Below are 25874 nucleotides of genomic sequence, written 5' to 3'. Positions count from 1 at the left end.
CAGATTAAGGTCTGATTAGAAGTTACGCTGGAAGCGAACGAAACCAGCCCATCCGTCTTCTTTTTGACCTTGGTATTTTGCTGACAGGTAGTTAACAGCCAGCTTGGTGTTGAAGCCTTTAACAACTTCGTAATCAACTGTTGCACCAGCGCTTACACCTTTGAGGCCGCTAACGTGAGCGATCTTGTCAAAGTACTGTGCGCCGATAGAAGCTTTCAGCTTGTCGTTGAATTTGTAGCCAACGAGACCACCAAGGCTCCACTTTGCGCCGAGGTTAGCTGATACGGAACCGAAGCCAAAATCTTTGGCGGTGATTACACCGTAGAAGTTGTGACCGGATTCGTAGGTTGCAATAGCTTCGAGCCAAACTGCATCGGTTACGTTTGCCTTAGCAATACCCTTAACAGCCCACTCTTTTGCAGTTGCATCATATGCAACCCAAGCGTCTACGCTGCCCCAGCCCTGTGTGAAGCCGAGCTTACCAACTACGTTTGGTTTGTAGTCGTAGTCGTAATCAGCTTCTTCAAGTGCCAAGGTTGCTGAGAAGCCATTTCCGCCAGCAAAGGTATAGCTCATGAAGTGAACGCGGGAACCACCGCCGCTATCAAATTCACCACTCAGGCCTGCATCGTAGAGTGTGTCTCGAAGACCCATTTCAAGGCCGCCAAGACCAATAAATGCTTCCTGAAGGCCAACATTACCGTTGTTGCCGTATGCTTTTCCTTTGAGCTTGTTAAAGTCTGTACCAGAGATACTAACTGCGGTATCACCAATATGACCACTATGTGATGTGGCGCGCAGTTTGATAAATGAACGCAGGGTGCCGAGTTCAGTTTCGTTACGTGCATCAAAGTTCAGTTCTGCACGACCGTATTTTTTCCAGCCATCATCTTCGCTTGTCCAATCGATCTGGTAACGAACCATACCGGAAACGCGCAGGCAGGTTTCGGTGCCTGGAATGTAGAAGAAGCCAGCGCCGTATGCATCGCAAACGCGAACATATTCAACTGCTTCTGGTTCTGGTGCGATGATTGCGTCGGCTGCGTTTGCGCCGGTAGCTGCTACGAGTGCCGCAGCGGAGCCGAGGAGAAGGCTCTTGATGTTCATTTCTGACCTCCAGTCAAAGTTTAAAAACGGGTTTGGGCATTTCTTTTTGGCTGAAGGACAACCTGTCCCCATCCCCTTGCTTTGAAAAAGTCGCCCCGAAGCGCGCCTTCTTCTGATGTGAAGATACTCAGGCCAGATTTTGATGCAACTGGGAAAACCACTCTGATGCCTTCCGGATGTCTCTATGAAAGGGGCTTGTTGCAGAAAAGACACGAATTTCATGTTGCCGGAGGTGTTCATTAAGGGTTTGGTAATGAAAATAAACAGTTTTTAACAGTTTTGCGTCAGTTGAGACTGAGTAAGTGATTTGATTTGCATCGGAATCAGGCAAATCACTTGTGTGCGGGAATGCAAATCACAGCACATCGGCGATGAGTTATATGAGCGGATTTTGGTATTATATACATTATTATATATGCAGTGTGTGGCTACCGATTGGTGCCGGGGAGCGTCATGTATCGTTAACACCTGCCACTTCTGACAAGTTTATGTGTGTGATGATAAAATTTTTGAAGATAAAGCGTTAAATTGCTTGAACTTAGTGAATTAAAAAGCTATCTGGCCTGTACCGGAGAGGTGGCCGAGTGGTCGAAGGCGCTCCCCTGCTAAGGGAGTAGACCCGTGAGGGTCTCGTGGGTTCGAATCCCATCCTCTCCTCCATTTTCCTTATATTTAAATATCTTTAATGCCCATACGGGTGTTGGATCATTGTGCCCTTCTTTAACCGATTTCAAAAATCAGTTGATTCGGGCGTCTATAAACAGTTTTTCAAAGTGATAAACTGGATTCTCTTAAATGATCTCCTTAATGCTTGAATTGTCTTAGAATCATCGAGAGAAGGGGTGGTTGAGTTGAAACAGTGGTTTTGGCCCGGCTGGGTTTGCACCGTTACCCTGACCGCAGTTGCTTTGTGGTTTGGCATTAAGCCATTGGAAGCCGAACTCTCATTGCGGGCACAGAATGATTTGCAGGCCTATGACTGGACAAGTTTCAGTCTTGAGGGACGCGATCTCACTTTGCGCGGTGTGGCGCCTGACGAAGAATCACAGATCGCGGCGATAAAGGTCGCAAATGCGATTGAAGGGATTCGCGTTGTCGATGATCTGACGTCTTTATTACCGCTTGCAGCGCCTTACACGTTTCAGATCGAGAAAAACGGCGATGGTATTATTTTAAGTGGCTATATTCCGACAGCGCCGCTTCGTGACGAGCTGATGCTTGAAATGGAAAAACGGGCTGGTGGCGTCTCTGTGATGGATGAAATGGCTTTGGCTCGCGGACAAGCGCCAAACTATATTTCTCTGGTTAAATTTGCTATTTTGCAATCTGCTTATCTCAAATCAGGTAAAATCGCTCTGATTGATATGCGTCTGAATATTGATGGCGATGCGAATGACCGGCTTGATTATTACCGCTTGCAGAATGCATTGAATAATTCACTGCCAGAAGGCGCAAGTGTAGGGCAGCGTTTCATTGCGCAGCCTTAAATTTATGTTTTAAAAGCGTTCGTCGGATTTTTTGAGATATTTAAGCATTGGTCATAAGACACGAAAGGTCATTTATGCTCTATCTTGTTCAGACATTTTGGTTTGTGTTGTTGCTGGCTTTATGCGTTGGTTTTCTGGTAGGCTGGATGGCAGTTGGAAATAAAAAGTAAAATAGTTTTATTTGCGAAGCATCGGCGGCTCGTAAATTATGAAGCACTATCTCGCTCTGACTTAAATATATTAATCCGGGGGAAGAAATAATGCCTCACCTTATTTTGCAGCTCGCTTTGTTGATTGCTGCGGTGTTCGTGATTGGTAGCTTGGTTGGTTCTTTCGCACGTAAGCGAAAAGCTAAAAATGAGCCTGTGCTACCTGAGCCCGAACAACAGGTTGAGGCCGTGAAACCTGCTCCGGAAAAGTTAGAGCATAAGCTTCAGACACCGGTTCCGGCTATACCTGAAGCAAATGTTATTGCTCAGGAAGCTGCTGCTGAGAATGATGATGCAGTGGCAGAGCCTGTAAAGGCCGAAGAGACTGCAATTGAAGAATCAAGCACAACTATAGCTGAAGTGTCGGGCGATGCGGCAGCTGAGGCTATTGCGGAGCCTGTCGCGATTGAAGAGCTGCCGGTTGCTGAGCCTGTGATAGCGAAAGAACCTGAACCTGTTGTTGAGCCTGGTCTGCCGCCATTGCTGGATGCAGCACGCGATGGCAAGCCGGATGATTTGTTGAAGATTAAAGGCATTGGCCCAACATTACAGCGCAAGCTTTATACGCTTGGTGTGTATCATTATGACCAATTGGCTGCATGGAATACCGACAACGCTGTCTGGATTGGTAAAAAGCTTAATTTTCGTGGTCGTGTTGAGCGTGAGGAGTGGGTGGAGCAAGCGATGGCGCTTGTTAAACTCGGTGAAAAAGAACGCGCGAATAAAACAGCTAAAAAATCACCGGCAAAAACAGGTGTAAAAAAAGCGACAGCCAAGGCAGCCTCTGTGAAGGCGGCAGTTAAGAGAGCGCCGGTCAAAACAGCTAAAAGCAAAGCGAAAACGGCGACTAAAAAAGCAGATGTGTGATTGATTTTTTACCAAAACGATTGATTAAAAAGAGCGGCTTCGGGGAAACCTGAAGCCGCTCTTTTGTTATTATCTGCGACCGTTGATCAGGTCGGCTTTGATATTTGCTGTGCCGGTTAGGCGCGCTTTGTAAACTTCGTAGTTTTCCATAACCCGCTGCACATAGTTGCGGGTTTCAGGGTATGGAATGCGTTCAATCCAGTCGACGACGTCTTCAATGGAGCGGCCACGTGGGTCGCCATATTTGGCAATCCATTGATTGGCGCGTGTTGGCCCTGCATTGTAACCGGCAAAGGTCAAAATATAAGAGCCGTCAAAGCGGCCAAGTTGTTCGCTCAAATAATGGGCGCCAAGCGTCGCATTATAGGCAGAATCATTGGTGAGTTTGGCATGGGTAAAGGCAATGCCTGCGCGTGTGGCAACACCTTTGGCGGTACCTGGCAGCAATTGTAACAGGCCAAGCGCTCCGGCACTTGAAACGGCTGAGGCGTTGAACTCGCTTTCCTGACGTGCAATCGCATATGCGAGCGCTTTGCCGGAGCCGTTAATATTAGCGTGGCTTGGAATGGCGCCTAACGGGTGTGATAATGCGCCGACATCAAGGCCGCGGGTTGCAGCGGTTTTGCCGATACGCAATGCCAGAAAGTGATTGTTCTTTTGCTCAGCCATAACGGCCAGCAGGGCTAATTCACCAACACTGGAAATCTCTTGTGCCAGATTACGATAAAGCGCATCGGCGCGTGAGCTGTAACCAGCTGCTTCCAACCGCTTGATTGCCTGCACCGCAGGACGATTGGCGAAATTGGTACGATCTGCGTTGCTCGGTTTAGGGTAGGGCAGTTGCAAGGTGGACTGTCCAAGCTTAGCTGCGGCCAGCTGACCGTAGAATGTGGTGCCATAATGCGCAGCGCGCTGATAATAATTGCCGGCATTGCCGCCTGCGCCGGCTTCTGCTGCACGTCCTAACCAATAATAAGCGCGCGATGCTGAAATCGCACCGGATGAAATTTCCGCAATACGGGCAAAGTGTTTTGCGGCAGTCTTAGGGTCGTTTAATGAGCGAAGTGCATACCAACCGGCATGGAACTCAGCATCCGCGGCCATTGTTGGTGATTCTGCTGCATGGGCGGCGGCCACCTGATAGGCCAGCTTTGCTTTGCCGATATCCAGCAATTCACGTGATAATACGCGACGTTCTGTCCACCAGGCATCCGGATCAATCAGTGCTTTAGCGTCTTTTGGCGCTTTAATCATAATGTTTGCCGCGTCGCTGAAGCGTTCAGCGCGACGTAAATAGCGGGCTTTCACAAACAGGAAAGACGGATGCGAATGCCATGATTTGTCAACGGCATTGATTCTCTGCGCTGCATCATTGCTGTTCTTTGAAACAGCAAGATAAGCCTGATAAAGTGACTGCGCCTGTGCAGGTCCTGCCAGATTGGCAGCCGATTGCATGCGGCCGTTGTAAAGCGAGCGGATCAGGCGATTAAGATGGTCGTCACGCGTCAGAGTATCGGAAAACTCACGCAAGACAGACTGCTCTTCGGTCTGTGAAAGGCGTGCTGTTGCCCACCAGGGTGCCAGCAATTGTCTGGCCTTGGCATTATTGCCGCTCGCTTTATGAGCGCGCGCCAATGTCATAATGCCTTCAGTTGTTTGCGGGCGGCTATTGCCAAATGCGCCAATCACCTGACCCGCTGGCAGTTTTTCACGCGCCAATGCACGTTCGGAATTGTTGCGAATAGCGCCCATACCAGGCCAGCCCTGCAATTCGGCAGCGGCAGCGGCAATCTCCGCGCTTGTGATGCCTTCAGCGTTGGAGGTTGCGATCACCCATGAGAGAATCTGCCGGTCAATACTGCCTCGTGCCATGTTATTTTTCATGGCAATTGTACGGGCGGCATTTTTGTTTTCCAGTGCGTCAAGGGCAGCTTTCAACGTGCCGCTGACAATGGCCGGATTGGCTGCCCGCGGAACACTGGACGTAATGACCTGATCCTGCAATGTCGGTCGCTGGCTTGGACGCGGGCTTGGGGTTACCAGATTCATCGGTGACTGGCGCGTGGCGGTCGGTGCAAACGGTGTTGGCTGAGGCCGTGCAAACGGGGTCGGAACATCGGGAGGCGGGACGGGCTGCGCAATTGCTGTGGCTGTTGGCAGGCAAAGCATCAGGCTGCACCCTGCAAGCAGGATATTACGCCAAATCGGTGCTCTTTGATCAACTTTACGCATATCGAACCAAACCACATTGCTTTTGCTCTGATCGGTTGTCTCGCATAAAATGAATTTCATTTGAAAGCTGCGGGACGTGTCAGGGTAGAGGAACTTTTTTACTTTTCTATTATAATTTTTATCAGTGAAGGCATCGTTAACAATCCATTATGAGTGAGATCGGATAACTAACGTCCATTGGGTCGTAAAATTGCTTGCTCCATTCTTATGGCAATACTATGGTGCGACCGCTTTCGTCGGGTTTTCCGGCGTTTATTAACATTTCATCTCTCAGGAGTTTATTGATGCTGAAGGGCTCAATCACCGCACTTGTTACGCCATTCGATCGTGATGGTGCATTTGACGAGAAATCCTTCCGCTCCTTCGTGAATTGGCAAATTCAAGAGGGCACCAATGGATTGGTGCCTGTCGGTACAACCGGTGAAACACCTACGCTCTCGCATGACGAGCATAAGCGGGTCATTGAAGTCTGTATTGAAGTCGCGGACAAGCGCGTGCCGGTCATTGCAGGTGCCGGTTCAAACAATACACGTGAAGCGATTGAGCTGGCGCAGCACGCTGAAAAAGCAGGCGCGGATGCGGTTCTCATTGTGACGCCTTATTACAACAAGCCTAATCAGCGTGGCCTTTATGAGCATTTTGCGGCTATCGCGCGTGAAATCACTGTGCCGGTAGTTATTTATAATATCCCTGGTCGCTCGATCGTTGATATGCTGCCGGAAACCATGGGTCGTCTGGTCGCTGACCACAAAAATATCGTTGCCGTTAAAGACGCAACCGGTCGTATTGAGCGCGTGTCTGAACAACGTGCGGTTTGCGGTAAAGACTTCGTCCAGTTGTCGGGTGAAGATGCAACAGCACTGGGCTTTAACGCCCATGGTGGTCATGGCTGCATTTCAGTGACTTCAAACATTGCGCCACGCCTTTGCGCTGAGTTTCAGGCCGCGTGCCTGAGTGGCGACTATGCAAAAGCACTGGAATATCAGGATCGCTTGATGCCATTGCATAAAGCATTGTTTATCGAGCCGAATCCGGCTGGTCCTAAATATGCTTTATCGCGTTTGGGGCTGATGGAGCCGGTTGTGCGCTCGCCGATGGTTCAGGTGGAAGAGTCCACACGCCTCATCATTGATCGTGCCATGCAACATGCTGGCCTGATTAATTAATTTGTGACAAATAGAAAAAGCGTCTTTATTTTTAAAGACGCTTTTAATCTGTGTGACAGGTATTATATAACCTTATTATGAATAAGCCAAAAACACCGACAGTGCGCAAAATTATCGCGGAAAACCGCCGTGCGCGCTTTAACTTTGAAATTGTGAGCACGCTGGAAGCAGGTCTGGTTCTGTCGGGGACGGAAGTGAAGTCACTTCGCGCCAATCAGTCAAATATTGCCGAAAGCTATGCAAGCTTTGAGAATGGTGAGTTTTGGCTGATCAATTCGTATATTCCTGAATATACGCAAGGCAATCGCTTCAATCATGATCCGCGTCGACTGCGTAAATTGCTGGTCAGCCGTCGTGAAATGGCGCGTTTGTTCAACTCGGTTTCGCGCGATGGTATGACCGTCGTGCCGTTGAAGCTTTATTTCAATGATCGTGGTCGTGTTAAGCTGGAATTGGCGGTCGCGCGCGGTAAGAAGCTACATGATAAGCGCCAGACCGAGAAAATGCGCGACTGGAATCGTGAAAAGTCACGCTTGCTGCGCGATAAAGGCTAAACTCATCATCATTGATTGTTGAAAAATGCAGATGCTGGCAGGTTAATTGCCAGTGTACAGATAGTTGCGCACATTCGTGAAAACGTCGCGGAACATTTTTTCAGTTAAAACACCGGTATTGGTGTTGTAGCGTGAGCAGTGATAGCTGGAAAAAATCCTGATCCCGTTAATGTCCGTTTCCTTGCCATGGCCAAATTTATGCTTGGAAACAGGTTCGCCTAAGGCGCGGATCGTGGATTGATGCGCGATTGTGCCAAGAGTGACAATGGCGCGCAAATTATTGAAGCCGGAGAGGGCGGGCTTTAAAAACTGGCGGCAATTGTTGATTTCGGATGCTGTTGGTTTGTTTTCCGGCGGCACACAGCGCACAGCATTGATAATCACCGTATTGAGCAATTCGAGACTGTCATCAATACGTGCTTCAAACTTGCCGCGGGCAAAGCCTAAATCAATTAAGGTGCTGTAGAGAAGCTCGCCTGCGTAATCGCCGGTGAAAGGGCGGCCGGTGCGGTTTGCGCCGCGTAAACCGGGTGCAAGCCCGATAATCATCAGGCTGACGCTATCCTCACCACCCACAGGCATGAATGGCGGAACCGGAGCATTGTTCCATTCCGGTTCTTTTGCGCGCCATTCTTGTAAAAAGTCATGCAAACGCGGACAAATCGCGCAATCATGTGAAGGATGGATCATCTTTACCCTTCAGAAGAGGCGACGACGATCAATAATCGTCGTCTTCCATATCATCAGTGACGAAGCGCGGTGCCTGCTGCTGCGGGCGCTCGGACATTTCACGGCCGATTTCTGATTTCAGCGATACGAGATCAATGAAATGGTCTGCCTGACGGCGCAATTCATCGGAAATCATTGCTGGCTGAGTGGTCAGCGTCGAAACGATAGAAACTTTGCGGCCCTTGCGCTGCAAGGCTTCAACCAATGAGCGGAAGTCGCCGTCGCCAGAGAAGATGACGAAATGGTCGATGGCATCTGTCAGCTGCATCGCATCAACGGTCAGCTCGATATCCATATTGCCTTTGACCTTGCGGCGTCCGGTTGCGTCGGTAAATTCTTTGGCGGCTTTGGTGATGACTTTGTAGCCGTTATAATCCAGCCAATCAATCAAAGGTCTAATTGACGAGTATTCCTGATCTTCTACCAATGCTGTGTAATAATAAGCACGCAGCAAATAGCCGCGATTCTGAAATGCTTTTAGTAATTTGCGGTAGTCAATGTCGAAACCAAGTGTTTTGGAGGCTGCATAAAGATTAGCGCCATCGATGAAAAGGGCGATCTTTTCACGGGAATCGAACATATGTAAAAATCCACTCTACAGGCATGGGCCTAAAAACCAGTTTAACTGGATGGCCTTCGTGAAACATATAAATGGCGACGTCAAAAGAACTTTTTGGTGCAACTTACGTCTTAAATCTATTTTCTAAGGGGAAAGTACAGAAATACAAGCAACCTTAGGTTGATTTGCCCTATTTGTAATGGCTTAAATGTTGATAATTGAACTATTTTTTATCAGAATGAAACGGATGCTTGTCTGCTTGCTAATAAAGTCTCTGGCTGGTATTCTGAGATAAGAATATAAAAATCTGTTATGCGCATCGGTGCGGCTTACAAAAATGAGGGCGTGCGAGTTGTTTCGCGCGGCTTTTACTTGTTTTTTTTCGTCTTTCGCGTTATGTGCAGACAAATTTAGTCAAAGATCGTATTATGAAAGGGACCCGCTGATGGCCCGCGTCACCGTTGAGGATTGCGTAGACAAGGTAGACAACCGCTTTGAGTTGGTTCTGCTTGCCAGTCATCGTGCACGCCAGATTTCGCAAGGCGGACAGATTACCGTCGATCGCGATAATGACAAAAACCCTGTTGTTGCATTGCGTGAAATTGCCGATGAAACACTTTCACCAGATGATCTGAAAGAAGATCTGATCCATTCGCTGCAGAAGCATGTGGAAGTTGATGAGCCGGAAGCTGCACCAACTGCATTGCTGACCGGTAGCGTTGACGCCGCCGCTGAAGGCATTGCCGAAGCCGGTGAAGATGAAGCAATCGTCTTCGATCAGATGTCTGAAGAAGAGTTGCTGGCCGGCATTGAAGGTCTGGTTGCTCCGGAAAAAAGCGACGACTTCTAAACATTTGCCCGACCGGTTATTGCCGGTTACTGAATTTTTGATATGCGTCGCAGCTTTAAAGTTGTGGCGCATATTTTTTAACCGCTATTGTTGCTCATAAGCGGCATAAAAAAACTTATATAATAATTACGCGCTGACGTTGAAAATTATACTTGTCAGCAAAAATGCATGGTTTACTTTAAAAGCACTGATGTGTTTGTTTTTGTATAGGAGTTCCTGTCGATGATGCGCCAATATGAGCTTGTGGAACGCGTGCAGCGATACAAGCCAGATGTAAACGAGGCGCTCCTCAACAAGGCCTATGTTTATGCCATGCAAAAACACGGAAGCCAGAAGCGTGCTTCCGGTGATCCTTATTTTTCCCATCCTTTGGAAGTGGCGGCAATCCTCACCGATATGCGTCTTGATGAAGCAACCATTGCGATTGCACTGCTGCATGACACAATCGAGGATACGGACGCAACACGCGCCGAGATTGATCAGCTTTTCGGGCCTGAAATCGGTAAGCTGGTTGAAGGGCTGACCAAGCTTAAAAAGCTTGATCTGGTTTCCAAAAAAGCCGTACAGGCCGAGAATCTGCGTAAATTATTGCTGGCAATTTCGGATGATGTGCGCGTACTTCTGGTCAAGCTTGCTGACCGCTTGCACAATATGCGTACGCTTGGCGTGATGCGTGAAGATAAACGTCTTCGTATTGCGGAAGAAACCATGGATATTTATGCACCGCTTGCCGGTCGCATGGGTATGCAGGATATGCGTGAAGAGCTTGAAGAGCTGGCTTTCCGTTATATTAATCCGGAAGCATGGCGGGCGGTGACCGATCGTCTGGCTGAACTTTTGGAAAAAAATCGCGGTATCTTGAAGAAGATTGAAAGCGATTTGTCTGAGCTTTTTGCAGCAAACGGCATTAAAGCCAGCGTTAAAAGCCGGCAGAAAAAGCCTTGGTCAGTTTTCCGTAAGATGGAAACCAAAGCGCTGTCTTTTGAGCAGCTCTCCGATATTTTCGGCTTCCGTGTGGTGGTTGACACGGTTGAAGATTGTTATCGCGCATTGGGTATCATCCACAGCACATGGTCGATGGTTCCCGGTCGCTTTAAAGATTACATCTCAACGCCGAAACAGAACGACTACCGCTCCATTCACACCACCATTGTCGGGCCGTCGCGCCAGCGTGTAGAGTTGCAAATTCGCACCCGCGCCATGGATGATGTGGCGGAATATGGTGTGGCGGCGCATTCGATTTATAAAGATCGTGGCAACGGCACACCAACCAGTGGCGGCAATTCTATTTCGATGGAAACCAACGCCTATGCATGGCTGCGTCAAACCATTGAAGCCCTGTCGGAAGGCGATAATCCGGAAGAGTTTCTGGAGCACACCAAACTGGAACTGTTTCAGGATCAGGTTTTCTGCTTCACCCCGAAGGGCAGGCTGATTGCTTTGCCGCGTGGCGCAACGCCAATTGATTTTGCTTATGCGGTGCATACCGATGTGGGCGACAGCTGTGTGGGCGCTAAGGTCAATGGCCGCATTATGCCGCTGATGACCAAGCTGAAAAACGGTGATGAAGTGGAAATCATCCGCTCCAAGGCACAGGTTCCGCCAGCGGCATGGGAATCACTGGTTGCAACCGGTAAGGCACGGTCGGCTATTCGCCGCGCGACCCGTTCGGCTGTGCGCAAACAATATTCCGGCCTTGGGATGCGTATTTTGGAGCGGGCTTTTGAGCGTGCCGGAAAACCGTTTAGCAAAGACATTTTAAAGCCTGGTTTGCCGCGTTTGGCACGCAAGGATGTTGAGGATGTGCTGGCCTCGGTCGGCCGTGGTGAATTGCCGTCTTCAGATGTGGTGAAGGCGGTTTATCCTGATTATCAGGATACGCGCGTCACTAGCCAAACGCCGCCTCAGACAGGCGAAAAAGGTTGGTTTAACATTCAAAATGCTGCCGGAATGATCTTTAAGGTTCCGGAAGGCGGCACGGATGTGGACGAAGAAAAGGACACTGCCAAGCCTGGTAAAAATGCTTTGCCAATTCGTGGCGCGAATTCTGATCTGCCAGTACGCTTTGCGCCTGAAGGCGCTGTGCCAGGTGATCGTATTGTTGGTATTTTGCAACCAGGGGCAGGGATTACCATTTATCCGATCCAGTCACCGGCATTAACTGCTTATGATGATCAGCCGGAACGATGGATTGATATCCGCTGGGATATTGACGGCGAAATGCATGAAAGATTTCCGGCACGTATTTCAATCTCGGCAATCAACTCGCCGGGTTCGCTCGCCGAAATCGCACAGATTATCGCAGCTAATGACACCAATATCCACAATTTGTCGATGATCCGTAAGGCACCGGACTTTACTGAGCTGCTGATCGATGTAGAAGTCTGGGATTTGAAACATCTCAACCGGATTATTTCACAACTTAAAGATAGCGCTTGCGTTTCCAGCGCCAGCCGCGTGAACGGATAGGAAAATACATGAATACCGATGACGTTTTGGCCGTTTTTCGCGAGGCGGGCGGCATCCTTGAAGGCCATTTTATCCTCACCTCAGGTTTGCGTAGCCCTGTTTTCTTGCAAAAAGCACGCGTCTTTATGCATGCTGACAAGACAGAAAAACTTTGCAAAGCCTTGGCTGAAAAGATTAAAGCAGCTGACCTTGGCCCGATCGATTATGTGGTCGGCCCTGCAATCGGCGGATTGATCCCTTCTTATGAAACATCGCGCCATTTGGGTGTGCCATCCGTTTGGGTCGAGCGTGAAAACGGTGTTTTCCGCCTGCGTCGCTTTGATGTGCCAAAAGGCTCGCGCGTTGTTATCGTGGAAGATATTGTGACGACCGGTCTTTCTATCCGCGAAACAATTGCTTGCATGGAAGATATTGGCATCGAAGTGGTGGCTGCTGCTTGTATCGTTGATCGCTCAGCCGGTAAGGCCGATGTTGGTACACGCTTGATTGCATTGGCAGAATATGAAGTGCCTGCTTATCCGGCAGATGCATTGCCGCCTGAATTACAGGCCATTCCGGCTGTAAAACCGGGTAGCCGTAATATTTAACTACGGCATTTTTTTACTAAAATATTGAAAACAAGAGTTGCGGGATAAAGATTTATCTCGCAATTCCTTGTGCTATCTGACAAATTGCCAGAGTAATGGTACTTGTATTCAATGAAAATAGCATCATTTTTTAAAAGTCATACAAGGGTCAGTAAATAGTGTCTTCAGCTCTACCGTGTCATCCAGCCGAAAAACCAAAACGTGAAACATGCAGCATCTGTGCAGATTGCTGTGTACGTCATCTTGCGGTTTGTGCAGCTTTGGATGGCGATGAGCTTGATGCACTGGAAGCGATTATGAGCTCGAAGCAGCTTGGCGCCAATGAAATGCTGGTGGAAGAGGGGCAGGAGAAAACCCGCGTCTATAGTTTAACCTCCGGCATGTTGCGTCTTTATACATCGCTGCCCGATGGTCGTCGTCAGATTTCAGGCTTTTTATTTCCTGGTGGCTATCTGGGGCTTGCGGATGATGAAGTGCATTCGCAAACGGTGGAGGCGGTTGTGCCTTCAGTTTTATGTTCATTTTCAGATCGTGAAATGAATGCTCTGATGGAGCGTTATCCGCAACTGAAAGAGCGCCTTTACGAAATGACCAAATTTGCGCTGCGTCAGGCGCATGATAATCAGATGATCCTTGGCCGCTTGGCGCCCGTGGAAAAACTGGCAAGCTTTTTGCTGCTTTTGGCCAACCGTCCGCAGGCAGAAACGACAAGCAATCCGGTGCATCTGGCGATGAACCGTACCGATATTGCTGATTATTTAGGGCTCACGATTGAAACAGTCAGCCGCAGCTTTACCAAGCTGAAGACGCAGGGACTCATCCGCCTCATTGATGCCAACACGGTCGAGATTACTTCTTACCGTTCATTGGCTGCTGTAGCAGGGTTGGATATTACCCATCTGATGAGCACCGCGAACGCTTGATCGCTCCGGCAGTATTTGTTTCCCCACAGATTAATTATATTTAATATTATTGCGTCTGCATGATTGATTATGATCAATGCTGATTATGTTCGCGCTGGCTACTATCATCACATAATTTCCCTGATAGCAGGAAATTGAATCCGGCTTTGATACATCATTACTGCCGGAAAGGATTTTTATAGTCTGTACGAGGCTGGTGATGACATTCTGGGCTGCCATGATTTTCATAAATCTTCTTGGGTTCTCCGTGCTTAGCTTTGGTCATCCGGTGCCTTTACTGGCAAAGGTCAAGAAGTCGGTGCGCTAAGATGCAAGAAGAAATCGTCCGTCATTATGCTTCGTTGGCTGTTCCTAGATATACATCTTATCCGACAGCCGCAGATTTTACGCAGCAGGTCACGCCAACACATATGAGCAGCTGGCTGCGCCAATTGGGGCCGCAAGAAGCTGTTTCACTTTATTTGCATATTCCTTATTGCCGTCAGCTTTGCCATTATTGCGGTTGTCATGCGAAGGTCGCGCGCCGTGATGATGTGATCGATAATTTTGTGCAGGATTTACTGGCCGAAATCCACCTTGTCGGCCGGCATTTGTCATCACGTCCTCAAGTCAAGCATTTGCATTGGGGCGGCGGTACACCTTCTATTTTACATGCGCAGCAGTTTGAAAAAATTATTGCTGCATTGCGTGAGCATTTTGATTTTGATCCGCATATGGAACATGCCATCGAGCTTGATCCGCGCACAGTCACGGCTGAACTGACCAAAGTACTGGCCGCGCAGGGCGTAAACCGTGCTTCACTGGGCGTGCAGGATGTTGATCCGGAAGTTCAGAAAGCTATCGGGCGTGTGCAGCCATTATCTGTAGTAAAACAGGCGGTGGATAATCTGCGTGGTGCCGGCATTGAACGGATTAACTTCGATCTTATTTACGGTCTGCCTTTGCAGACAGAAGAAACATTGCGTCAGACATGTCAGAGCGTGCGTGAATTTGCACCTGATCGTATTGCTTTTTACGGTTATGCACATCTGCCGCAGCGCCGCGCCAATCAGCGTTTGATTGATAATGCCGCGCTGCCGGATGCAGATGCGCGCTATGCACAGGCAGCCGTTGTGCGCCAGTGTTTTACAGACTTCGGCTATGAGGAAATCGGCATAGATCACTTTGCCTTATCCGATGATCCTTTGGCTGTTTCAGCACGGGAAGGGCGGTTAAACCGCAATTTCCAAGGTTACACAGATGACAACTGCCCAACTTTGATTGGCTTCGGACCTTCATCTATTTCACAATTCTGGGGCGGTTTTGCGCAAAATATATCCGATATTAAACAATATGGCCTCTCTGTCAGAGAGGGTCGACTGGCGACGCTGCGTGGGCATATTATGCGCGATAGAGATCGCACTCGTGCTGACGTTATATTGGCACTGATGTGCAATTTTCAGGCAGATCTGAACAAGCTGGCCTTAGGTGTTGATTTTTCAGATGAAATGGCTCTATTACGGCCATTGATTGCTGATGGTATCGTGACTGTCAGAGATGGCATCGTGGCAATGTCGCGTCAAAGACGACAGCTTATTCGGCCAGTTGCTGCAATATTTGATGAATTCCGCAGGGGAAATGTTCACGGCTTTAGCTTCGCCGTTTGAGCTGGACTTGTGGGGTAGCCGGCCCGTGCATTTATGCGGGGGGAGCGGCAATGGGCATCGCACTCAGTGGGGGCTGAGTGCGATGCTTTCATTTTAAGCGCTTATTTCAGGCTTTGTGTTTATGTAGTTTCGGCAGGAAAATGGCTGTAAGTCCCAGGGCTGGCAGGAACGAGCAGACATGATAAACATATTCAATGCTTTTTGCGTCCGCTACAATACCTAAGAGCGCTGCCGCAATACCGGCAATACCAAAGGCAAAGCCGAAGAAAAGACCTGAAACCATACCCACACGACCCGGCAATAATTCCTGCGCAAAAACGATAATCGCAGGAAAAGCTGAGGCCAGCACAAAGCCGATTACCATTGTCAGCACGGCTGTCAGCGGCAGGTTGGCATAAGGCAGGATAAGGGTGAAAGGCAGAATACCTAAAATTGAAACCCAAATCACAGTGCGGGTGCCGATCTTGTCGCCAATCGGGCCACCAACAATGGTGCCTGCTGCTACTGAGCCCAAGAATAAGAACAGCAGAATTTGCGATGTCTGCACACTCACACCAAAATGGCTGATCGTGTAGAAAGTGTAATAGCTGGTGAAGCTCGCCAGATAGATATATTTGGTGAAAATCAGCACAGCCAAAACACCAATAGCAAAAGCCACCTTCTTGCCCGGTAGTGGCAGTGCCTTATCAGCTTGCGGTCGCTTTGCATTGGCCAGACGATAGGCCGTGTACCATTGACCGACACGCCACAGCACATACATGCCGATGAGCGCTGCAATCGAGAACCAGCTCACACTTCCCTGACCAAATGGCAGTACGATAAAGGCTGCAAGCAAGGGACCAAGCGACGAGCCGATATTGCCGCCGACCTGAAACAGCGATTGGGCAAATCCGTGTCGGCCACCTGAGGCAAGGCGCGCAACGCGCGATGATTCAGGGTGGAAAATTGAGGAGCCAAGACCAACCAAGGCGGCGCCCAGCAGCAACATGTTAAAATTATGCGCATTGGCAAGCACAATCAGGCCGACAAAAGTACAAGCCATAGCAAGGGTGAGCGAATAAGGCATTGGTCGTTTATCGGTATAAATGCCGACAACAGGCTGTAAAATGGAGGCAGTCAGCTGAAAGACAAAGGTCAGCAAGCCAATCTGCCAGAATGTCAGGCTATAATTAGTCTTCAAAATCGGATAAATCGCCGGTAGCAGCGATTGCATCATATCATTGAGAAAGTGGCCGAAACTAACGGCCAGAATGATGTTGATTGCAGTTGTTTCGGATGGCCTGTTAGAGCCCAGGCTGGTCTCATCAGCCGTATTCATCGTCATAGTCGTGCTCCGGAGGCGCATATTTGTAATATAATAACCTAGTCTACTTTAGTTATTGAGCAAGCAATGGCTAGTCAAATTAAAAGGATTGATCGTCTCATTCATATTTGTCGGAATTTCCGGTACGCTGACATGATGCGAGAAATGACCGTGGAGTGAACTTTCCGGTTAATATTTGTATATTTGACTGTGCTGGGCTATATTTGTTAAGCATTTAGTAATTGTTTCAGGGCGCAAGCCCGGGTATGACAGCAATATGTTGTTTCGCTCTCGTCACAAGCCGAGTTTCAGTGAGAAGACCCGTCTTCTATTGTGGCCTCGCAGATCATTTTCCCGATCATTCCGCTATTATGGCAAGCGGATTATGCGGATTACGGCTTCCCCGCATGCAATTGCGGCCGGGTTGGCTATTGGCGTATTCGCAGCCTTTACGCCGTTTTTCGGCTTTCATTTTATCATTGCGGTCATCTTGGCCTATCTGCTTGCCGGCAATATTGGCGCGGCAGCTTTAGGAACGGCTGTTGCTAATCCTTTGACCTTGCCCTTCATTTGGGGCGGCACCTATGAGCTTGGCCGTTTTGTGATTAGTGGCGGTAATGCTGATGGGGCAGGTTCGCTCAATCTTGTGCGCGCGCTTGAAACCATGCGGTTTACCGAAATCTGGACACCACTGATCAAGCCGATGCTGTTAGGCTCGACTATTTTAGGCGCTTTATTTGCAGTGCTTGTTTATGGTGTGACACGGGTTTGCGTGACGGGATTTCGTAAAAAGCAGGCTGAAAACCGCATGAGCCGTCAATTGATGCGGCGTGAGAGCAGGATATCTTAAACAGATGATTATTGGTATCGGCAGTGATCTGATCGACATTCGCAGAATTGAAAAAGCGCTTGATCGACATGGTGATCGTTTTAAAACGCGCGTTTTTACCGATCTTGAGCAGAAAAAATCAGAAGGTCGCAAGCAAAAAGCTGCCTCTTATGCCAAGCGCTTTGCGGCCAAGGAAGCATGTTCCAAAGCATTGGGAACGGGGCTTGCACAAGGAGTTTTCTGGCGTGATATGGGGGTGGTTAACCTGCCTTCCGGCAAGCCGACGATGAAGCTGACCGGTGGCGCTTTGGACGCTCTCCACAGAATAATGCCGGATGATTGTGACTTTGCCATACATCTGACAATTACCGATGATTTTCCTCTCGCGCAGGCTTTTGTGATTATTGAAGCAATAAAGCGGCCTGCTTAATTGCATTTCGGTGATTTCTTTTTTAAGGCTGGGTTGGTGACGGGCGAAGTTGATTTGACCGTTAGCCAATTGCTTCGGGTTTTAGCTGCTTGACCGGCACTTTATCGGTTATTTTATGCAGCATAATGATTGGGATTGTGCGTTACATCAGTTTTGATACGCATAATGTTAAAAATGCCATATCCAATACGGAGATCGTAGAACGTGTCGAGCAAGAACAAAGTTAAAAAATCCGGTGGTATCGGCGAAACCATCATGGTTATCGTCCAGGCACTTTTGTTGGCGCTGGTCATCCGGACAGTTTTGTTCCAGCCGTTTAGCATTCCTTCAGGCTCTATGCGCCCAACCTTGCTTGAGGGCGATTATCTCTTTGTTTCTAAATTCTCCTATGGATTTTCGAAATATTCTCTGCCTTTGTCACCGGATTTATTTTCCGGCCGTATCTGGGGCTCGGAGCCAAAGCGTGGTGATGTGGTTGTTTTCAAGCTCCCAAGCGACACCAATATTGATTACATCAAACGTGTGATTGGCTTACCGGGTGACCGCGTTCAGATGCGCGGCGGTGCACTTTATATCAATGATGAGCCGGTGCAGCGCGAGAAAATCGGCACGATCAGCAATCCGGATGTGACCGAGCAGAACCGTCCTGTTGATGTTTATCGCGAAACCCTGCCAAATGGTGTAAGCTATGATACGCTGGATCTGGCGCAGGGCACCATGGGTGATGATACCCGCGTGTTTGAAGTGCCGGAAGGGCATTATTTCATGATGGGCGACAATCGTGATAATTCTCTCGATAGCCGCTTTGGTGTAGGCTATGTGCCTTACGAAAACCTTGTTGGCCGTGCCAATATCATCTTCTTCTCGATTGCCGGTAAGGCAAGCCCGCTGGAAATCTGGAAGTGGCCATCCGAATTGCGTGGCAGCCGTTTGCTGACCTCGGTCAACGGTAAGCCGGATACAGAAGTTACAGCGCCATAATAGTTGAGCATATCATGCCGTTAGATGCACAAAACCTTGCGCTCCTTGAAGAGCGCACAGGCCATAAATTCGCTAATCTTGAACGATTGGAAAAGGCTTTAACCCATTCCAGCGTGCAGGTGCAGGCGGGCGAAAGTTATGAGCGGCTGGAATTCTTAGGCGACCGCGTGCTCGGGCTTTGCATTTCAGAAATGCTCTATACGGCATTTCCGGATGCTGCTGAAGGTGAATTGTCGGTACGTCTGAATGCGCTGGTAAATGCCGAAACCTGTGCTGCCATTGCCGATGAATTGGCGCTCGGTAATATTATCCGCACCGGTGCCGATATTAAAACCGTGAAGGACAAGCGCCTTGCCAATGTGCGCGCCGATGTGATTGAAGCGCTGATTGCCACCATCTATCTGGATGGCGGTCTGGATGCAGCGCGTGGCTTTATTGATCGTTATTGGAAAACCCGTTCACAGCAAACCGGTGCCGCGCGTCGTGATGCGAAAACCGAATTGCAGGAATGGGCACATCAGCAGGGCAATTTGCATCCGGTTTATGAAGTGATTGGCCGCAGCGGCCCTGATCATGATCCGCAATTTACGGTGGAAGTCACGATTGCAGGCTTCCCGTCAGAACGTGGTGATGGCCGTTCCAAGCGATTGGCGCAGCAAGTGGCCGCTGAAAAAGTGCTTTTACGCGAAGGCGTATGGAAACAGGATTGAAATCTGCATTAATGATGAAATATGCAGATAATCAGGTTATAATGAAGCAGTTGGGATGCGTGTGACGCGTCACAGCTGCTTTTATATTGGAAGAATAAGAAGCCGGATTTTAAAGTCTGAGCGTGCCGGAAGGGCAGAAAATGGAAAATAACAATAAGACTGCGCCGGATGGACAAGAAAATTCTGCGCCAGAAAATGCTGAAAGTCAAAATCAGGCATTTGAAAATATGACAACGCGTTCGGGCTTTGTTGCACTGATTGGTGCGCCAAATGCCGGTAAATCGACACTGGTTAATCAGCTCGTTGGTACGAAAGTTTCAATCGTCACCCACAAGGTGCAGACAACACGCGCGCTGGTACGTGGTATTTTCATTGAAGGTGACAGTCAGGTTGTGCTGATCGATACACCGGGTATTTTCCGCCCGAAGCGTCGTCTTGATCGCGCGATGGTGACCACCGCTTGGGGCGGCGCTAAAGATGCCGATATTATTCTGGTTATCATTGATGCACAGGGCGGCATGAATGATAATGCTGTTGCGCTGCTGGAAAGCTTTGAAAATGTACGCCAGAAGAAAATTCTGGTGCTGAATAAAGTGGACCGCGTTGACCCGCCGGCATTGTTGAAGCTGACAGCCGCTGCCAATGAAAAAGCCAATTTTGATCGCACTTTCATGATCTCGGCGCTGAATGGTTCGGGCTGTAAAGATCTGACCAAATATCTGGCTGATGCTGTGCCGAATGGCCCTTGGTATTATCCGGAAGATCAGATTTCCGACATGCCGATGCGTCAGCTTGCAGCAGAAATTACCCGTGAAAAGCTTTACCTGCGCTTGCATGAAGAGCTGCCATATTCTTCAACCATCGAGACCGAGCGCTGGGAAGAACGCAAAGACGGCTCTGTTCGTATTGAACAGGTGATCTATGTTGAGCGCGACAGCCAGAAGAAGATTGTGCTTGGGGCTAAAGGCGAGACAATTAAAGCTATCGGCCAGTCGGCACGTAAAGAAATTGCAGACATTCTGGAACAGCCGGTGCATCTCTTCTTGTTTGTGAAGGTACGTGAAAACTGGGGCAATGATCCGGAGCGCTACCGCGAAATGGGTCTGACTTTCCCTAATTCATAAACCTGACATCATAAGGTTTGAATTCAGATGGAATGGCGTGATGAAGGTATTGTCCTTGGCACACGGAAACACGGCGAAACCAGTGTTATTCTGGAGGTCATGACCCGTCATCACGGACGCCATCTCGGGCTTGTCCGTGGCGGGCGTTCACGCCGGATGCAGCCTTTGTTGCAACCGGGTAATCACGTTTCGATTCATTGGTGGGCGCGCCTTGATGAACATATGGGCGCGTTCCAGATCGAGCCGTTGGGCTTTGCTGCGGCACGGCTGATTGAAAGCCCGATTGCGCTTTATGGCATTCAGCTTGCAGGTTGCCATTTAAGATTATTGCCGGAGCGTGATGCGCATACAGGGCTTTATGAGACACTGGGGCTAATTATCAATCATTTTGACGATGCCTTTGCCTCGGGCGAATTATTGTTGCGCTTTGAGCTGATGCTGTTGGAAGAACTGGGCTTTGGTCTGGATCTGCGCAATTGTGCTGCGACCGGTGCGGTTGATGATCTGATTTATGTTTCGCCTAAATCGGGCAGGGCAGTGTCGCGTGAAGGCGGCGCGCCATGGGCAGATAAACTGCTAAGCCTGCCGGAATTTGTCGTGAGTAATCAAATCAGACCATCTTGTCTGGACGACATACAAAGCGCTTATAAATTAACCGGCTTTTTTCTGATGCGACATGTATGGGAACCACGCGCGCAAGTGCCGCCAGAAGCGCGCGCCGGTTTTTTGAATGCTTTGAACCGACTTTTAAACGTCACAGAGCCAGCTTAAAAACAGAGCCTTCAAAGGCATCCGCACCGCGGCCAATATTTTGAATGGCCTGACGCATTGCACCTTTGCGCCCTAAGATTTCATCGGCCAATGCAACAAGCCGAATATTGGGCGTGGCTGAAGGCGCTAATTGGCGCAAAACCAATGCCATTTCATGTTCACTCAATGCTGGTTTCAATGCACACATCAGAATGTAAGCTGCTGCCGTTGAGCGTGAAATACCGGCAAAACAATGAATAAGCAGCGGTTTTTCACCATTCCAACTGGCCGCAAAATTTAAAATTGCATGAATATGTTCAGCTTCCGGCGCTACAAATCCATCGCGTGGTTCGGTAATATCATTGAAATTTAAACGCAAATAATCGTCGGCACTTAATGTGACCGGCAAAGACACCTGCGCATCAGGGCTTACCAAAGTGATGATTTTTTGCGGAACATATTGCGCAATTGCTTCAGCAAGCTTTGATTGCGGCGTGACAATGATTTCCGCCATTTAAATTTTCCGCTTGCTTTCAAGATCGGCAAAACGGGCAAGAAATGCTTGCTGCACCTGACCAGTCGGTTGTGGCTCAAGCCTGATCATTTCAGGATTGATCCCGCGCGGGCGGCCGAAATAACGCACGGCCTCTTGTTCAGTAAAACCGGCAAGCTGCACCGCTTCATAAAAAGCCGCAATGCGATCAGACTGTTTGATGAGCTTTTTTAGCGGAACCGGTATTTTGGCAGGCAGTGAAAAGCGCAAATGAATGGCGGTTTCCAGACGGTTCTCGATCTGCTGATAGTCGCCGCCCATCACCGCTTTAAACGGTGAGATCATATCGCCAATGACATATTCAGGCGCATCATGCAAAAGAGCAAGCAATTGCCAGTCAATATGGGCATCGGGTTTGATATGATTGAAAATCTGCTCAACCAACAGCGAATGCTGCGCTACAGAATAGGCATGTTCACCAAGGGTCTGGCCGTTCCAGCGTGCCACACGCGCAAGGCCATGGGCAATGTCTTCAATCTCGACATCAAAAGGTGAGGGGTCGAGCAGGTCAAGTCTGCGCCCTGACAACATACGCTGCCATGCACGAACCTGACCGGCACTTTGATCTGCTGCCGCCATGTCGGATTATTCCTGATCTTTAATCGGCATTGTGTATTTTGCAGTTGGCGGAATGGTAAGACTTACCTCCACTTCCCCTGCCATGATCGGGGTTTGGCTGTCCAATGCGTCCTGCACACGGTCAATACGCACAAAGGCGATGGCTTGATTGCCGCATGTTTCTCCAAGATTACCGATCTCACGCGCACTAACAGTTAAAGCCGTGCCTTTTTCCGGCAAATTGCTGGTGGAACTTGCCACCATTGCGCGTCGGCGTGCTGTGCCGCGATGCTGCATACGGGAGACAACTTCCTGCCCAATGAAGCAGCCTTTAGTGAAGGAAACGCCGCCGAACTGATCGAAGTTGGCATCATGCGGGAAGAGGTCATTATAGGCAAAGTCATTGCTGCCTTCGGCGATGCCATTGGTAATGCGTAAAGCTGTCCAGCCTTCAATATTATTTTCTTCACATTGCTGGCCATAGATACGGCGCACATTCAGGCTTTCAGGAAAACGGCAATCACGCTTGCTTGAATCACTTTGTGAAGAAGCGAAGGTATCTTGCCAAGAAACAGCAATAAGTGATTCAGAACTTTGTGTAATTTCCGCTTTTGAGCGCAAACGATAAAGCATCAAACGCTTCATCAGGCTTTCAGCAATTTCTTCCGGCATATCCAATCGCAAGCCGTTTTCAACCCGCGACACCAGAAAATCAAACATGATTTTTCCCTGCGGTGTCAGCAATGCACCGGGTTTCAGCTCATCCGCACCAAGAGAGCTCAGGTCAGTCGTAATCACAGCCTGGAGAAATTTTTCTGCTTCTTCACCTGTCACCAGCACCAAAGCGCGATTTTCTAAATTTGCGGATTTTCCGGAGAGAGTCATGTCTTCTTCCTTGCCTTTGCCATAAGTCTTACGTAAGCCGCATTGACGACAGCCGCAAGACCGGAGTGTAAACATGGCACAGACCTTTGATACCATCCTTAAAAATGCAACGCTGGTAAATCACGATGGCACCGGCCAGCGTGATATTGGTATTGTCAACGGACGCATCGCGGCGATTGGCTCGTTGCAGCATCATTCTGCCGGAGAGGTAATTGATTGCACCGGCCTGCATATTTTGCCAGGCGTGACCGACAGTCAGGTGCATTTCCGCGAGCCGGGTCTTGATCATAAAGAAGATTTGGAAACCGGTTCTAAAGCGGCAGTCCTTGGTGGTGTAACCACTGTTTTTGAAATGCCAAACACCAACCCGCTGACCACAACGCCTGAAACATTAGCGGATAAAGTGCGCCGCGGCCATCATCGCATGCATTGCGATTTTGCTTTCTGGGTTGGCGGCACGCGCGAAAATGCCAAGGATGTGGCTGAGTTGGAGCGTCTGCCGGGTGCTGCCGGTATCAAAGTGTTCATGGGTTCTTCAACCGGTGATCTGTTGGTGGATGACGATGAGGGCGTGCGCTCCATCCTTAAAAATACCCGCCGCCGCGCTGCATTCCATTCGGAAGATGAATACCGCTTGAAAGAGCGTGAAAATTTGCGCGTTGCGGGCGATCCGTCCAGCCATCCGGTCTGGCGCGATGAGATTGCAGCTTTGACCTGCACGCAACGTCTGGTGCGCATTGCCAAAGAAACCGGCGCACGCATCCACGTGCTTCACATTTCGACAGCGGAAGAAATTCTGTTTTTGCAGGATCACAAAGATGTGGCAACCTGCGAAGCAACACCACATCACCTGACCTTGTCGTCTGATGATTATGCAACGCTTGGCAATCTCATTCAGATGAACCCGCCGGTGCGTGACCGCCGCCACCGTGATGGTGTCTGGCATGGTATTGAACAGGGCATTGTTGATGTGCTGGGTTCTGACCATGCGCCGCACACATTAGAAGAAAAGGCCAAGCCTTATCCGGCGTCCCCATCCGGCATGACCGGTGTGCAGACCTTGGTTCCGATCATGCTTGATCATGTGAATGCCGGTAAATTGTCACTGGAACGCTTCGTTGATCTGTCCAGCGCTGGCCCGAACCGCATTTTCGGTATGGCCAACAAGGGGCGTATTGCCGTTGGTTATGATGCTGACCTGACCATTGTGGACATGAAGCGCGTTGAAACCATTACGCATGCACAGGCTGGTTCCAAAGCTGGCTGGACACCTTATGACGGCAAGAAAGTGACCGGCTGGCCGGTTGGTACATTTGTGCGTGGCCACAAAGTGATGTGGGAAGGCGAAATCGTCAATCCGTCACTGGGAGAGGCGGTTGAGTTTTTGGAAGCGCTGCCAAAGCGCTGATGCAAGATATTAAAAAAGCCGGATCAATGATCCGGCTTTTTTATTGGAACTCTTAAAAAAATCAGTGCAGCGGGCGTGTTGATAAAAAGCCGCCTGCAATAATCTGTTCTTTCATCTTCTCAATCAGGTTCAGCGCTGCATCTTCGCCAGCATCACGGATCAACTCTGTCAATGCAGTGGCAAAGGCAGCCTCCGCCAAAATTTCTGATTCTATGCCTTCCGAAATACCATCAGCCCAGGCTTCGTTTTGGTATTCAATCGCAGCCAGCTTTTTTTCTTCTGCAATCAGTTCATCAAGATCAGTCGTAGTATGCTGCATAGATATCACCTCGGCTTACGCCATTTCCCTGAAAAATTACGGTGCTGATGACACGTACGATGCACATGTTGCGACCATCATTTTTTAGCTCTTCTAACACATTGCCCGCGATATGAATCAAAAAAAACCGACAATTCACGTATGAATTAATTGATAGTTAATTCCCGTATCGGGATACCAATTCTTTCGAGAGTGTTGCACCTTCTTTCAAGTAGCTGTCGATAGCAGCCAGCGCAGAAGGCGTGCATTTGCTGTAGGTATCGCTGTAACCACGATAGCCACGGTTGAAATTTGAAATCAGTCGAAGACGTTCAGCTTCGGCGGGGTTTTCTTTGGCAATCAATTCATCCATCTGTTCACGCCAGATTTGTGATTTTTCACCACATAAGTTACGCAAAAAATGCAAAGAGCCTAACACTTCGGCAATACGCAGCATTTTTCCTTCATAAGGGGCATCATTGGCTTGTGCCGAAATCACCGTGCCGTTTAGCAGGCAGACTATAGCGACAACAACCACGCCAGAACTAGCTCTATAACCCCATTGAGGATTGGCCCATTTCTTGATTTTATTGAACATGAGCTGTCCTTTTCTGATCACTATTTGATGTCTAAACACGGCAAGTTCAAGGCGAAATGCTA

At 49.0% G+C, this 25874-nt stretch carries 26 protein-coding genes and 1 tRNA gene; 17 read left to right on the top strand and 10 right to left on the bottom strand.

The features are described 5' to 3' along the window. Nucleotides 1-15: 15 nt before the first annotated feature. The gene (locus tag FHS77_RS03955; protein WP_184220315.1) at nucleotides 16-1107 is read right to left on the bottom strand and encodes a porin; all 1092 of its coding nucleotides are present in this window, start codon (nucleotides 1105-1107) and stop codon (nucleotides 16-18) included. A 570-nt stretch (nucleotides 1108-1677) separates the two neighbouring features. Between FHS77_RS03955 and FHS77_RS03950 the strand changes: the two genes are divergently transcribed. The 3 genes from FHS77_RS03950 to FHS77_RS03940 all read left to right on the top strand — a co-directional run bounded on the left by FHS77_RS03950 (nucleotide 1678) and on the right by FHS77_RS03940 (nucleotide 3670). Next, a tRNA-Ser gene (locus FHS77_RS03950) sits at nucleotides 1678-1767 on the top strand. Nucleotides 1768-1958: 191 nt separating this feature from the next. Next, the gene (locus FHS77_RS03945) at nucleotides 1959-2594 is read left to right on the top strand and encodes a hypothetical protein (protein ID WP_184220312.1); all 636 of its coding nucleotides are present in this window, start codon (nucleotides 1959-1961) and stop codon (nucleotides 2592-2594) included. A gap of 260 nt (nucleotides 2595-2854) precedes the next feature. Next, the gene (locus tag FHS77_RS03940; protein ID WP_184220309.1) at nucleotides 2855-3670 is read left to right on the top strand and encodes an NADH-quinone oxidoreductase subunit E; all 816 of its coding nucleotides are present in this window, start codon (nucleotides 2855-2857) and stop codon (nucleotides 3668-3670) included. A 69-nt stretch (nucleotides 3671-3739) separates the two neighbouring features. On the opposite strand, the gene FHS77_RS03935 is transcribed toward FHS77_RS03940, so the two are convergent. Beyond that, nucleotides 3740-5839: a transglycosylase SLT domain-containing protein gene (locus FHS77_RS03935; RefSeq protein WP_246431223.1), complete on the bottom strand. Its 2100-nt coding sequence runs from the start codon at nucleotides 5837-5839 to the stop codon at nucleotides 3740-3742. Between the two features lie 347 nt (nucleotides 5840-6186). Here FHS77_RS03935 and dapA point away from each other — a divergent pair, with 347 nt between their 5' ends. Both dapA and smpB read left to right on the top strand, forming a co-directional pair. After that, nucleotides 6187-7068 (top strand): 4-hydroxy-tetrahydrodipicolinate synthase, encoded by an 882-nt coding sequence (gene dapA, locus FHS77_RS03930; RefSeq protein WP_184220306.1) that lies wholly within the window; start codon nucleotides 6187-6189, stop codon nucleotides 7066-7068. Nucleotides 7069-7145: 77 nt separating this feature from the next. Further along, nucleotides 7146-7622 (top strand): SsrA-binding protein SmpB, encoded by a 477-nt coding sequence (gene smpB, locus FHS77_RS03925; protein WP_184220296.1) that lies wholly within the window; start codon nucleotides 7146-7148, stop codon nucleotides 7620-7622. Nucleotides 7623-7664: 42 nt separating this feature from the next. Here the strand turns inward: smpB and FHS77_RS03920 are convergent, their stop codons facing one another. Continuing rightward, nucleotides 7665-8312, bottom strand: a complete 648-nt coding sequence (locus FHS77_RS03920; protein ID WP_184220293.1) for a uracil-DNA glycosylase — start codon at nucleotides 8310-8312, stop codon at nucleotides 7665-7667. A 28-nt stretch (nucleotides 8313-8340) separates the two neighbouring features. Beyond that, the gene (locus FHS77_RS03915; protein WP_184220290.1) at nucleotides 8341-8931 is read right to left on the bottom strand and encodes a LabA-like NYN domain-containing protein; all 591 of its coding nucleotides are present in this window, start codon (nucleotides 8929-8931) and stop codon (nucleotides 8341-8343) included. A gap of 424 nt (nucleotides 8932-9355) precedes the next feature. On the opposite strand from FHS77_RS03915, the gene rpoZ reads away from it, so the two are divergent. The 5 genes from rpoZ to hemN all read left to right on the top strand — a co-directional run bounded on the left by rpoZ (nucleotide 9356) and on the right by hemN (nucleotide 15385). Continuing rightward, complete coding sequence (rpoZ, locus tag FHS77_RS03910) at nucleotides 9356-9760, top strand: DNA-directed RNA polymerase subunit omega (RefSeq protein WP_184220287.1); 405 nt, start codon at nucleotides 9356-9358, stop codon at nucleotides 9758-9760. A 222-nt stretch (nucleotides 9761-9982) separates the two neighbouring features. After that, nucleotides 9983-12229: a RelA/SpoT family protein gene (locus FHS77_RS03905; protein WP_184220284.1), complete on the top strand. Its 2247-nt coding sequence runs from the start codon at nucleotides 9983-9985 to the stop codon at nucleotides 12227-12229. Nucleotides 12230-12237: 8 nt separating this feature from the next. Continuing rightward, nucleotides 12238-12816: an orotate phosphoribosyltransferase gene (gene pyrE / locus FHS77_RS03900; protein ID WP_184220281.1), complete on the top strand. Its 579-nt coding sequence runs from the start codon at nucleotides 12238-12240 to the stop codon at nucleotides 12814-12816. 158 nt (nucleotides 12817-12974) lie between these two features. Further along, on the top strand, nucleotides 12975-13739 hold the full coding sequence (locus tag FHS77_RS03895; RefSeq protein WP_343060947.1) for a Crp/Fnr family transcriptional regulator: 765 nt from the start codon (nucleotides 12975-12977) through the stop codon (nucleotides 13737-13739). 308 nt (nucleotides 13740-14047) lie between these two features. After that, entirely contained in the window at nucleotides 14048-15385 is a 1338-nt protein-coding gene (gene hemN / locus FHS77_RS03890) for an oxygen-independent coproporphyrinogen III oxidase (RefSeq protein ID WP_184220278.1), read from the top strand. A 106-nt stretch (nucleotides 15386-15491) separates the two neighbouring features. Here the strand turns inward: hemN and FHS77_RS03885 are convergent, their stop codons facing one another. Further along, a complete protein-coding gene (locus FHS77_RS03885) occupies nucleotides 15492-16703 on the bottom strand; it encodes an MFS transporter (RefSeq protein WP_374786200.1) in 1212 nt (403 codons plus the stop codon). Between the two features lie 262 nt (nucleotides 16704-16965). Between FHS77_RS03885 and bspA the strand changes: the two genes are divergently transcribed. The 6 genes from bspA to recO all read left to right on the top strand — a co-directional run bounded on the left by bspA (nucleotide 16966) and on the right by recO (nucleotide 21533). Beyond that, nucleotides 16966-17538, top strand: a complete 573-nt coding sequence (gene bspA / locus FHS77_RS03880) for a type IV secretion system effector BspA (RefSeq protein WP_184220272.1) — start codon at nucleotides 16966-16968, stop codon at nucleotides 17536-17538. A gap of 4 nt (nucleotides 17539-17542) precedes the next feature. Then, nucleotides 17543-17947 carry a holo-ACP synthase gene (gene acpS, locus FHS77_RS03875; RefSeq protein ID WP_184220270.1) on the top strand — a complete coding sequence of 135 codons (405 nt, stop codon included), beginning with the start codon at nucleotides 17543-17545 and terminating at the stop codon, nucleotides 17945-17947. A gap of 255 nt (nucleotides 17948-18202) precedes the next feature. After that, on the top strand, nucleotides 18203-18928 hold the full coding sequence (gene lepB, locus FHS77_RS03870) for a signal peptidase I (RefSeq protein ID WP_184220606.1): 726 nt from the start codon (nucleotides 18203-18205) through the stop codon (nucleotides 18926-18928). 14 nt (nucleotides 18929-18942) lie between these two features. Further along, nucleotides 18943-19638, top strand: coding sequence for a ribonuclease III (gene rnc / locus FHS77_RS03865; RefSeq protein ID WP_184220267.1), 696 nt, complete (start codon nucleotides 18943-18945; stop codon nucleotides 19636-19638). 140 nt (nucleotides 19639-19778) lie between these two features. After that, nucleotides 19779-20762, top strand: coding sequence for a GTPase Era (era, locus tag FHS77_RS03860; protein ID WP_374786198.1), 984 nt, complete (start codon nucleotides 19779-19781; stop codon nucleotides 20760-20762). A gap of 27 nt (nucleotides 20763-20789) precedes the next feature. Next, nucleotides 20790-21533, top strand: a complete 744-nt coding sequence (gene recO, locus FHS77_RS03855; protein ID WP_184220264.1) for a DNA repair protein RecO — start codon at nucleotides 20790-20792, stop codon at nucleotides 21531-21533. Here the strand turns inward: recO and FHS77_RS03850 are convergent. The 3 genes from FHS77_RS03850 to ygfZ are packed head-to-tail and all read right to left on the bottom strand — an operon-like array spanning nucleotide 21517 to nucleotide 23508. Continuing rightward, on the bottom strand, nucleotides 21517-22026 hold the full coding sequence (locus FHS77_RS03850; RefSeq protein ID WP_184220262.1) for a tyrosine phosphatase family protein: 510 nt from the start codon (nucleotides 22024-22026) through the stop codon (nucleotides 21517-21519). The genes recO and FHS77_RS03850 overlap by 17 nt on opposite strands. After that, nucleotides 22027-22644 carry a YfbR-like 5'-deoxynucleotidase gene (locus FHS77_RS03845; RefSeq protein ID WP_184220259.1) on the bottom strand — a complete coding sequence of 206 codons (618 nt, stop codon included), beginning with the start codon at nucleotides 22642-22644 and terminating at the stop codon, nucleotides 22027-22029. Nucleotides 22645-22650: 6 nt separating this feature from the next. Continuing rightward, complete coding sequence (ygfZ, locus tag FHS77_RS03840) at nucleotides 22651-23508, bottom strand: CAF17-like 4Fe-4S cluster assembly/insertion protein YgfZ (protein ID WP_184220256.1); 858 nt, start codon at nucleotides 23506-23508, stop codon at nucleotides 22651-22653. A gap of 73 nt (nucleotides 23509-23581) precedes the next feature. Between ygfZ and FHS77_RS03835 the strand changes: the two genes are divergently transcribed. Beyond that, nucleotides 23582-24916 carry a dihydroorotase gene (locus FHS77_RS03835; RefSeq protein ID WP_184220254.1) on the top strand — a complete coding sequence of 445 codons (1335 nt, stop codon included), beginning with the start codon at nucleotides 23582-23584 and terminating at the stop codon, nucleotides 24914-24916. A 61-nt stretch (nucleotides 24917-24977) separates the two neighbouring features. Here the strand turns inward: FHS77_RS03835 and FHS77_RS03830 are convergent, their stop codons facing one another. Both FHS77_RS03830 and FHS77_RS03825 read right to left on the bottom strand, forming a co-directional pair. Continuing rightward, complete coding sequence (locus FHS77_RS03830) at nucleotides 24978-25235, bottom strand: hypothetical protein (RefSeq protein ID WP_184220251.1); 258 nt, start codon at nucleotides 25233-25235, stop codon at nucleotides 24978-24980. Nucleotides 25236-25392: 157 nt separating this feature from the next. Beyond that, nucleotides 25393-25812 (bottom strand): TIGR02301 family protein, encoded by a 420-nt coding sequence (locus tag FHS77_RS03825; RefSeq protein ID WP_184220248.1) that lies wholly within the window; start codon nucleotides 25810-25812, stop codon nucleotides 25393-25395. Nucleotides 25813-25874: the final 62 nt, after the last annotated feature.

Source organism: Paenochrobactrum gallinarii (genome assembly GCF_014205685.1).
Lineage (GTDB): Bacteria > Pseudomonadota > Alphaproteobacteria > Rhizobiales > Rhizobiaceae > Paenochrobactrum > Paenochrobactrum gallinarii.
The sequence above is the reverse complement of the archived record's forward strand: the minus strand, read 5'-3'. Positions and strand labels throughout refer to the sequence as shown.

What these genes read in the sequence shown, in the direction of transcription:
- era (WP_374786198.1), top strand. Translation starts at nt 19,779, where the DNA reads ATGGAAAATAACAATAAGACTGCGCCGGATGGACAAGAAAATTCTGCG.
- FHS77_RS03835 (WP_184220254.1), top strand. Translation starts at nt 23,582, where the DNA reads ATGGCACAGACCTTTGATACCATCCTTAAAAATGCAACGCTGGTAAAT.
- bspA (WP_184220272.1), top strand. Translation starts at nt 16,966, where the DNA reads ATGTTGTTTCGCTCTCGTCACAAGCCGAGTTTCAGTGAGAAGACCCGT.
- FHS77_RS03935 (WP_246431223.1), bottom strand. Translation starts at nt 5,839, where the DNA reads ATGCTTTGCCTGCCAACAGCCACAGCAATTGCGCAGCCCGTCCCGCCT.
- lepB (WP_184220606.1), top strand. Translation starts at nt 18,203, where the DNA reads ATGGTTATCGTCCAGGCACTTTTGTTGGCGCTGGTCATCCGGACAGTT.
- FHS77_RS03915 (WP_184220290.1), bottom strand. Translation starts at nt 8,931, where the DNA reads ATGTTCGATTCCCGTGAAAAGATCGCCCTTTTCATCGATGGCGCTAAT.
- recO (WP_184220264.1), top strand. Translation starts at nt 20,790, where the DNA reads ATGGAATGGCGTGATGAAGGTATTGTCCTTGGCACACGGAAACACGGC.
- acpS (WP_184220270.1), top strand. Translation starts at nt 17,543, where the DNA reads ATGATTATTGGTATCGGCAGTGATCTGATCGACATTCGCAGAATTGAA.
- FHS77_RS03885 (WP_374786200.1), bottom strand. Translation starts at nt 16,703, where the DNA reads ATGAATACGGCTGATGAGACCAGCCTGGGCTCTAACAGGCCATCCGAA.
- FHS77_RS03955 (WP_184220315.1), bottom strand. Translation starts at nt 1,107, where the DNA reads ATGAACATCAAGAGCCTTCTCCTCGGCTCCGCTGCGGCACTCGTAGCA.
- FHS77_RS03845 (WP_184220259.1), bottom strand. Translation starts at nt 22,644, where the DNA reads ATGGCGGCAGCAGATCAAAGTGCCGGTCAGGTTCGTGCATGGCAGCGT.
- FHS77_RS03830 (WP_184220251.1), bottom strand. Translation starts at nt 25,235, where the DNA reads ATGCAGCATACTACGACTGATCTTGATGAACTGATTGCAGAAGAAAAA.
- hemN (WP_184220278.1), top strand. Translation starts at nt 14,048, where the DNA reads ATGCAAGAAGAAATCGTCCGTCATTATGCTTCGTTGGCTGTTCCTAGA.
- FHS77_RS03850 (WP_184220262.1), bottom strand. Translation starts at nt 22,026, where the DNA reads ATGGCGGAAATCATTGTCACGCCGCAATCAAAGCTTGCTGAAGCAATT.
- rnc (WP_184220267.1), top strand. Translation starts at nt 18,943, where the DNA reads ATGCCGTTAGATGCACAAAACCTTGCGCTCCTTGAAGAGCGCACAGGC.
- rpoZ (WP_184220287.1), top strand. Translation starts at nt 9,356, where the DNA reads ATGGCCCGCGTCACCGTTGAGGATTGCGTAGACAAGGTAGACAACCGC.
- FHS77_RS03920 (WP_184220293.1), bottom strand. Translation starts at nt 8,312, where the DNA reads ATGATCCATCCTTCACATGATTGCGCGATTTGTCCGCGTTTGCATGAC.
- smpB (WP_184220296.1), top strand. Translation starts at nt 7,146, where the DNA reads ATGAATAAGCCAAAAACACCGACAGTGCGCAAAATTATCGCGGAAAAC.
- dapA (WP_184220306.1), top strand. Translation starts at nt 6,187, where the DNA reads ATGCTGAAGGGCTCAATCACCGCACTTGTTACGCCATTCGATCGTGAT.
- FHS77_RS03905 (WP_184220284.1), top strand. Translation starts at nt 9,983, where the DNA reads ATGATGCGCCAATATGAGCTTGTGGAACGCGTGCAGCGATACAAGCCA.
- FHS77_RS03940 (WP_184220309.1), top strand. Translation starts at nt 2,855, where the DNA reads ATGCCTCACCTTATTTTGCAGCTCGCTTTGTTGATTGCTGCGGTGTTC.
- ygfZ (WP_184220256.1), bottom strand. Translation starts at nt 23,508, where the DNA reads ATGACTCTCTCCGGAAAATCCGCAAATTTAGAAAATCGCGCTTTGGTG.
- FHS77_RS03825 (WP_184220248.1), bottom strand. Translation starts at nt 25,812, where the DNA reads ATGTTCAATAAAATCAAGAAATGGGCCAATCCTCAATGGGGTTATAGA.
- pyrE (WP_184220281.1), top strand. Translation starts at nt 12,238, where the DNA reads ATGAATACCGATGACGTTTTGGCCGTTTTTCGCGAGGCGGGCGGCATC.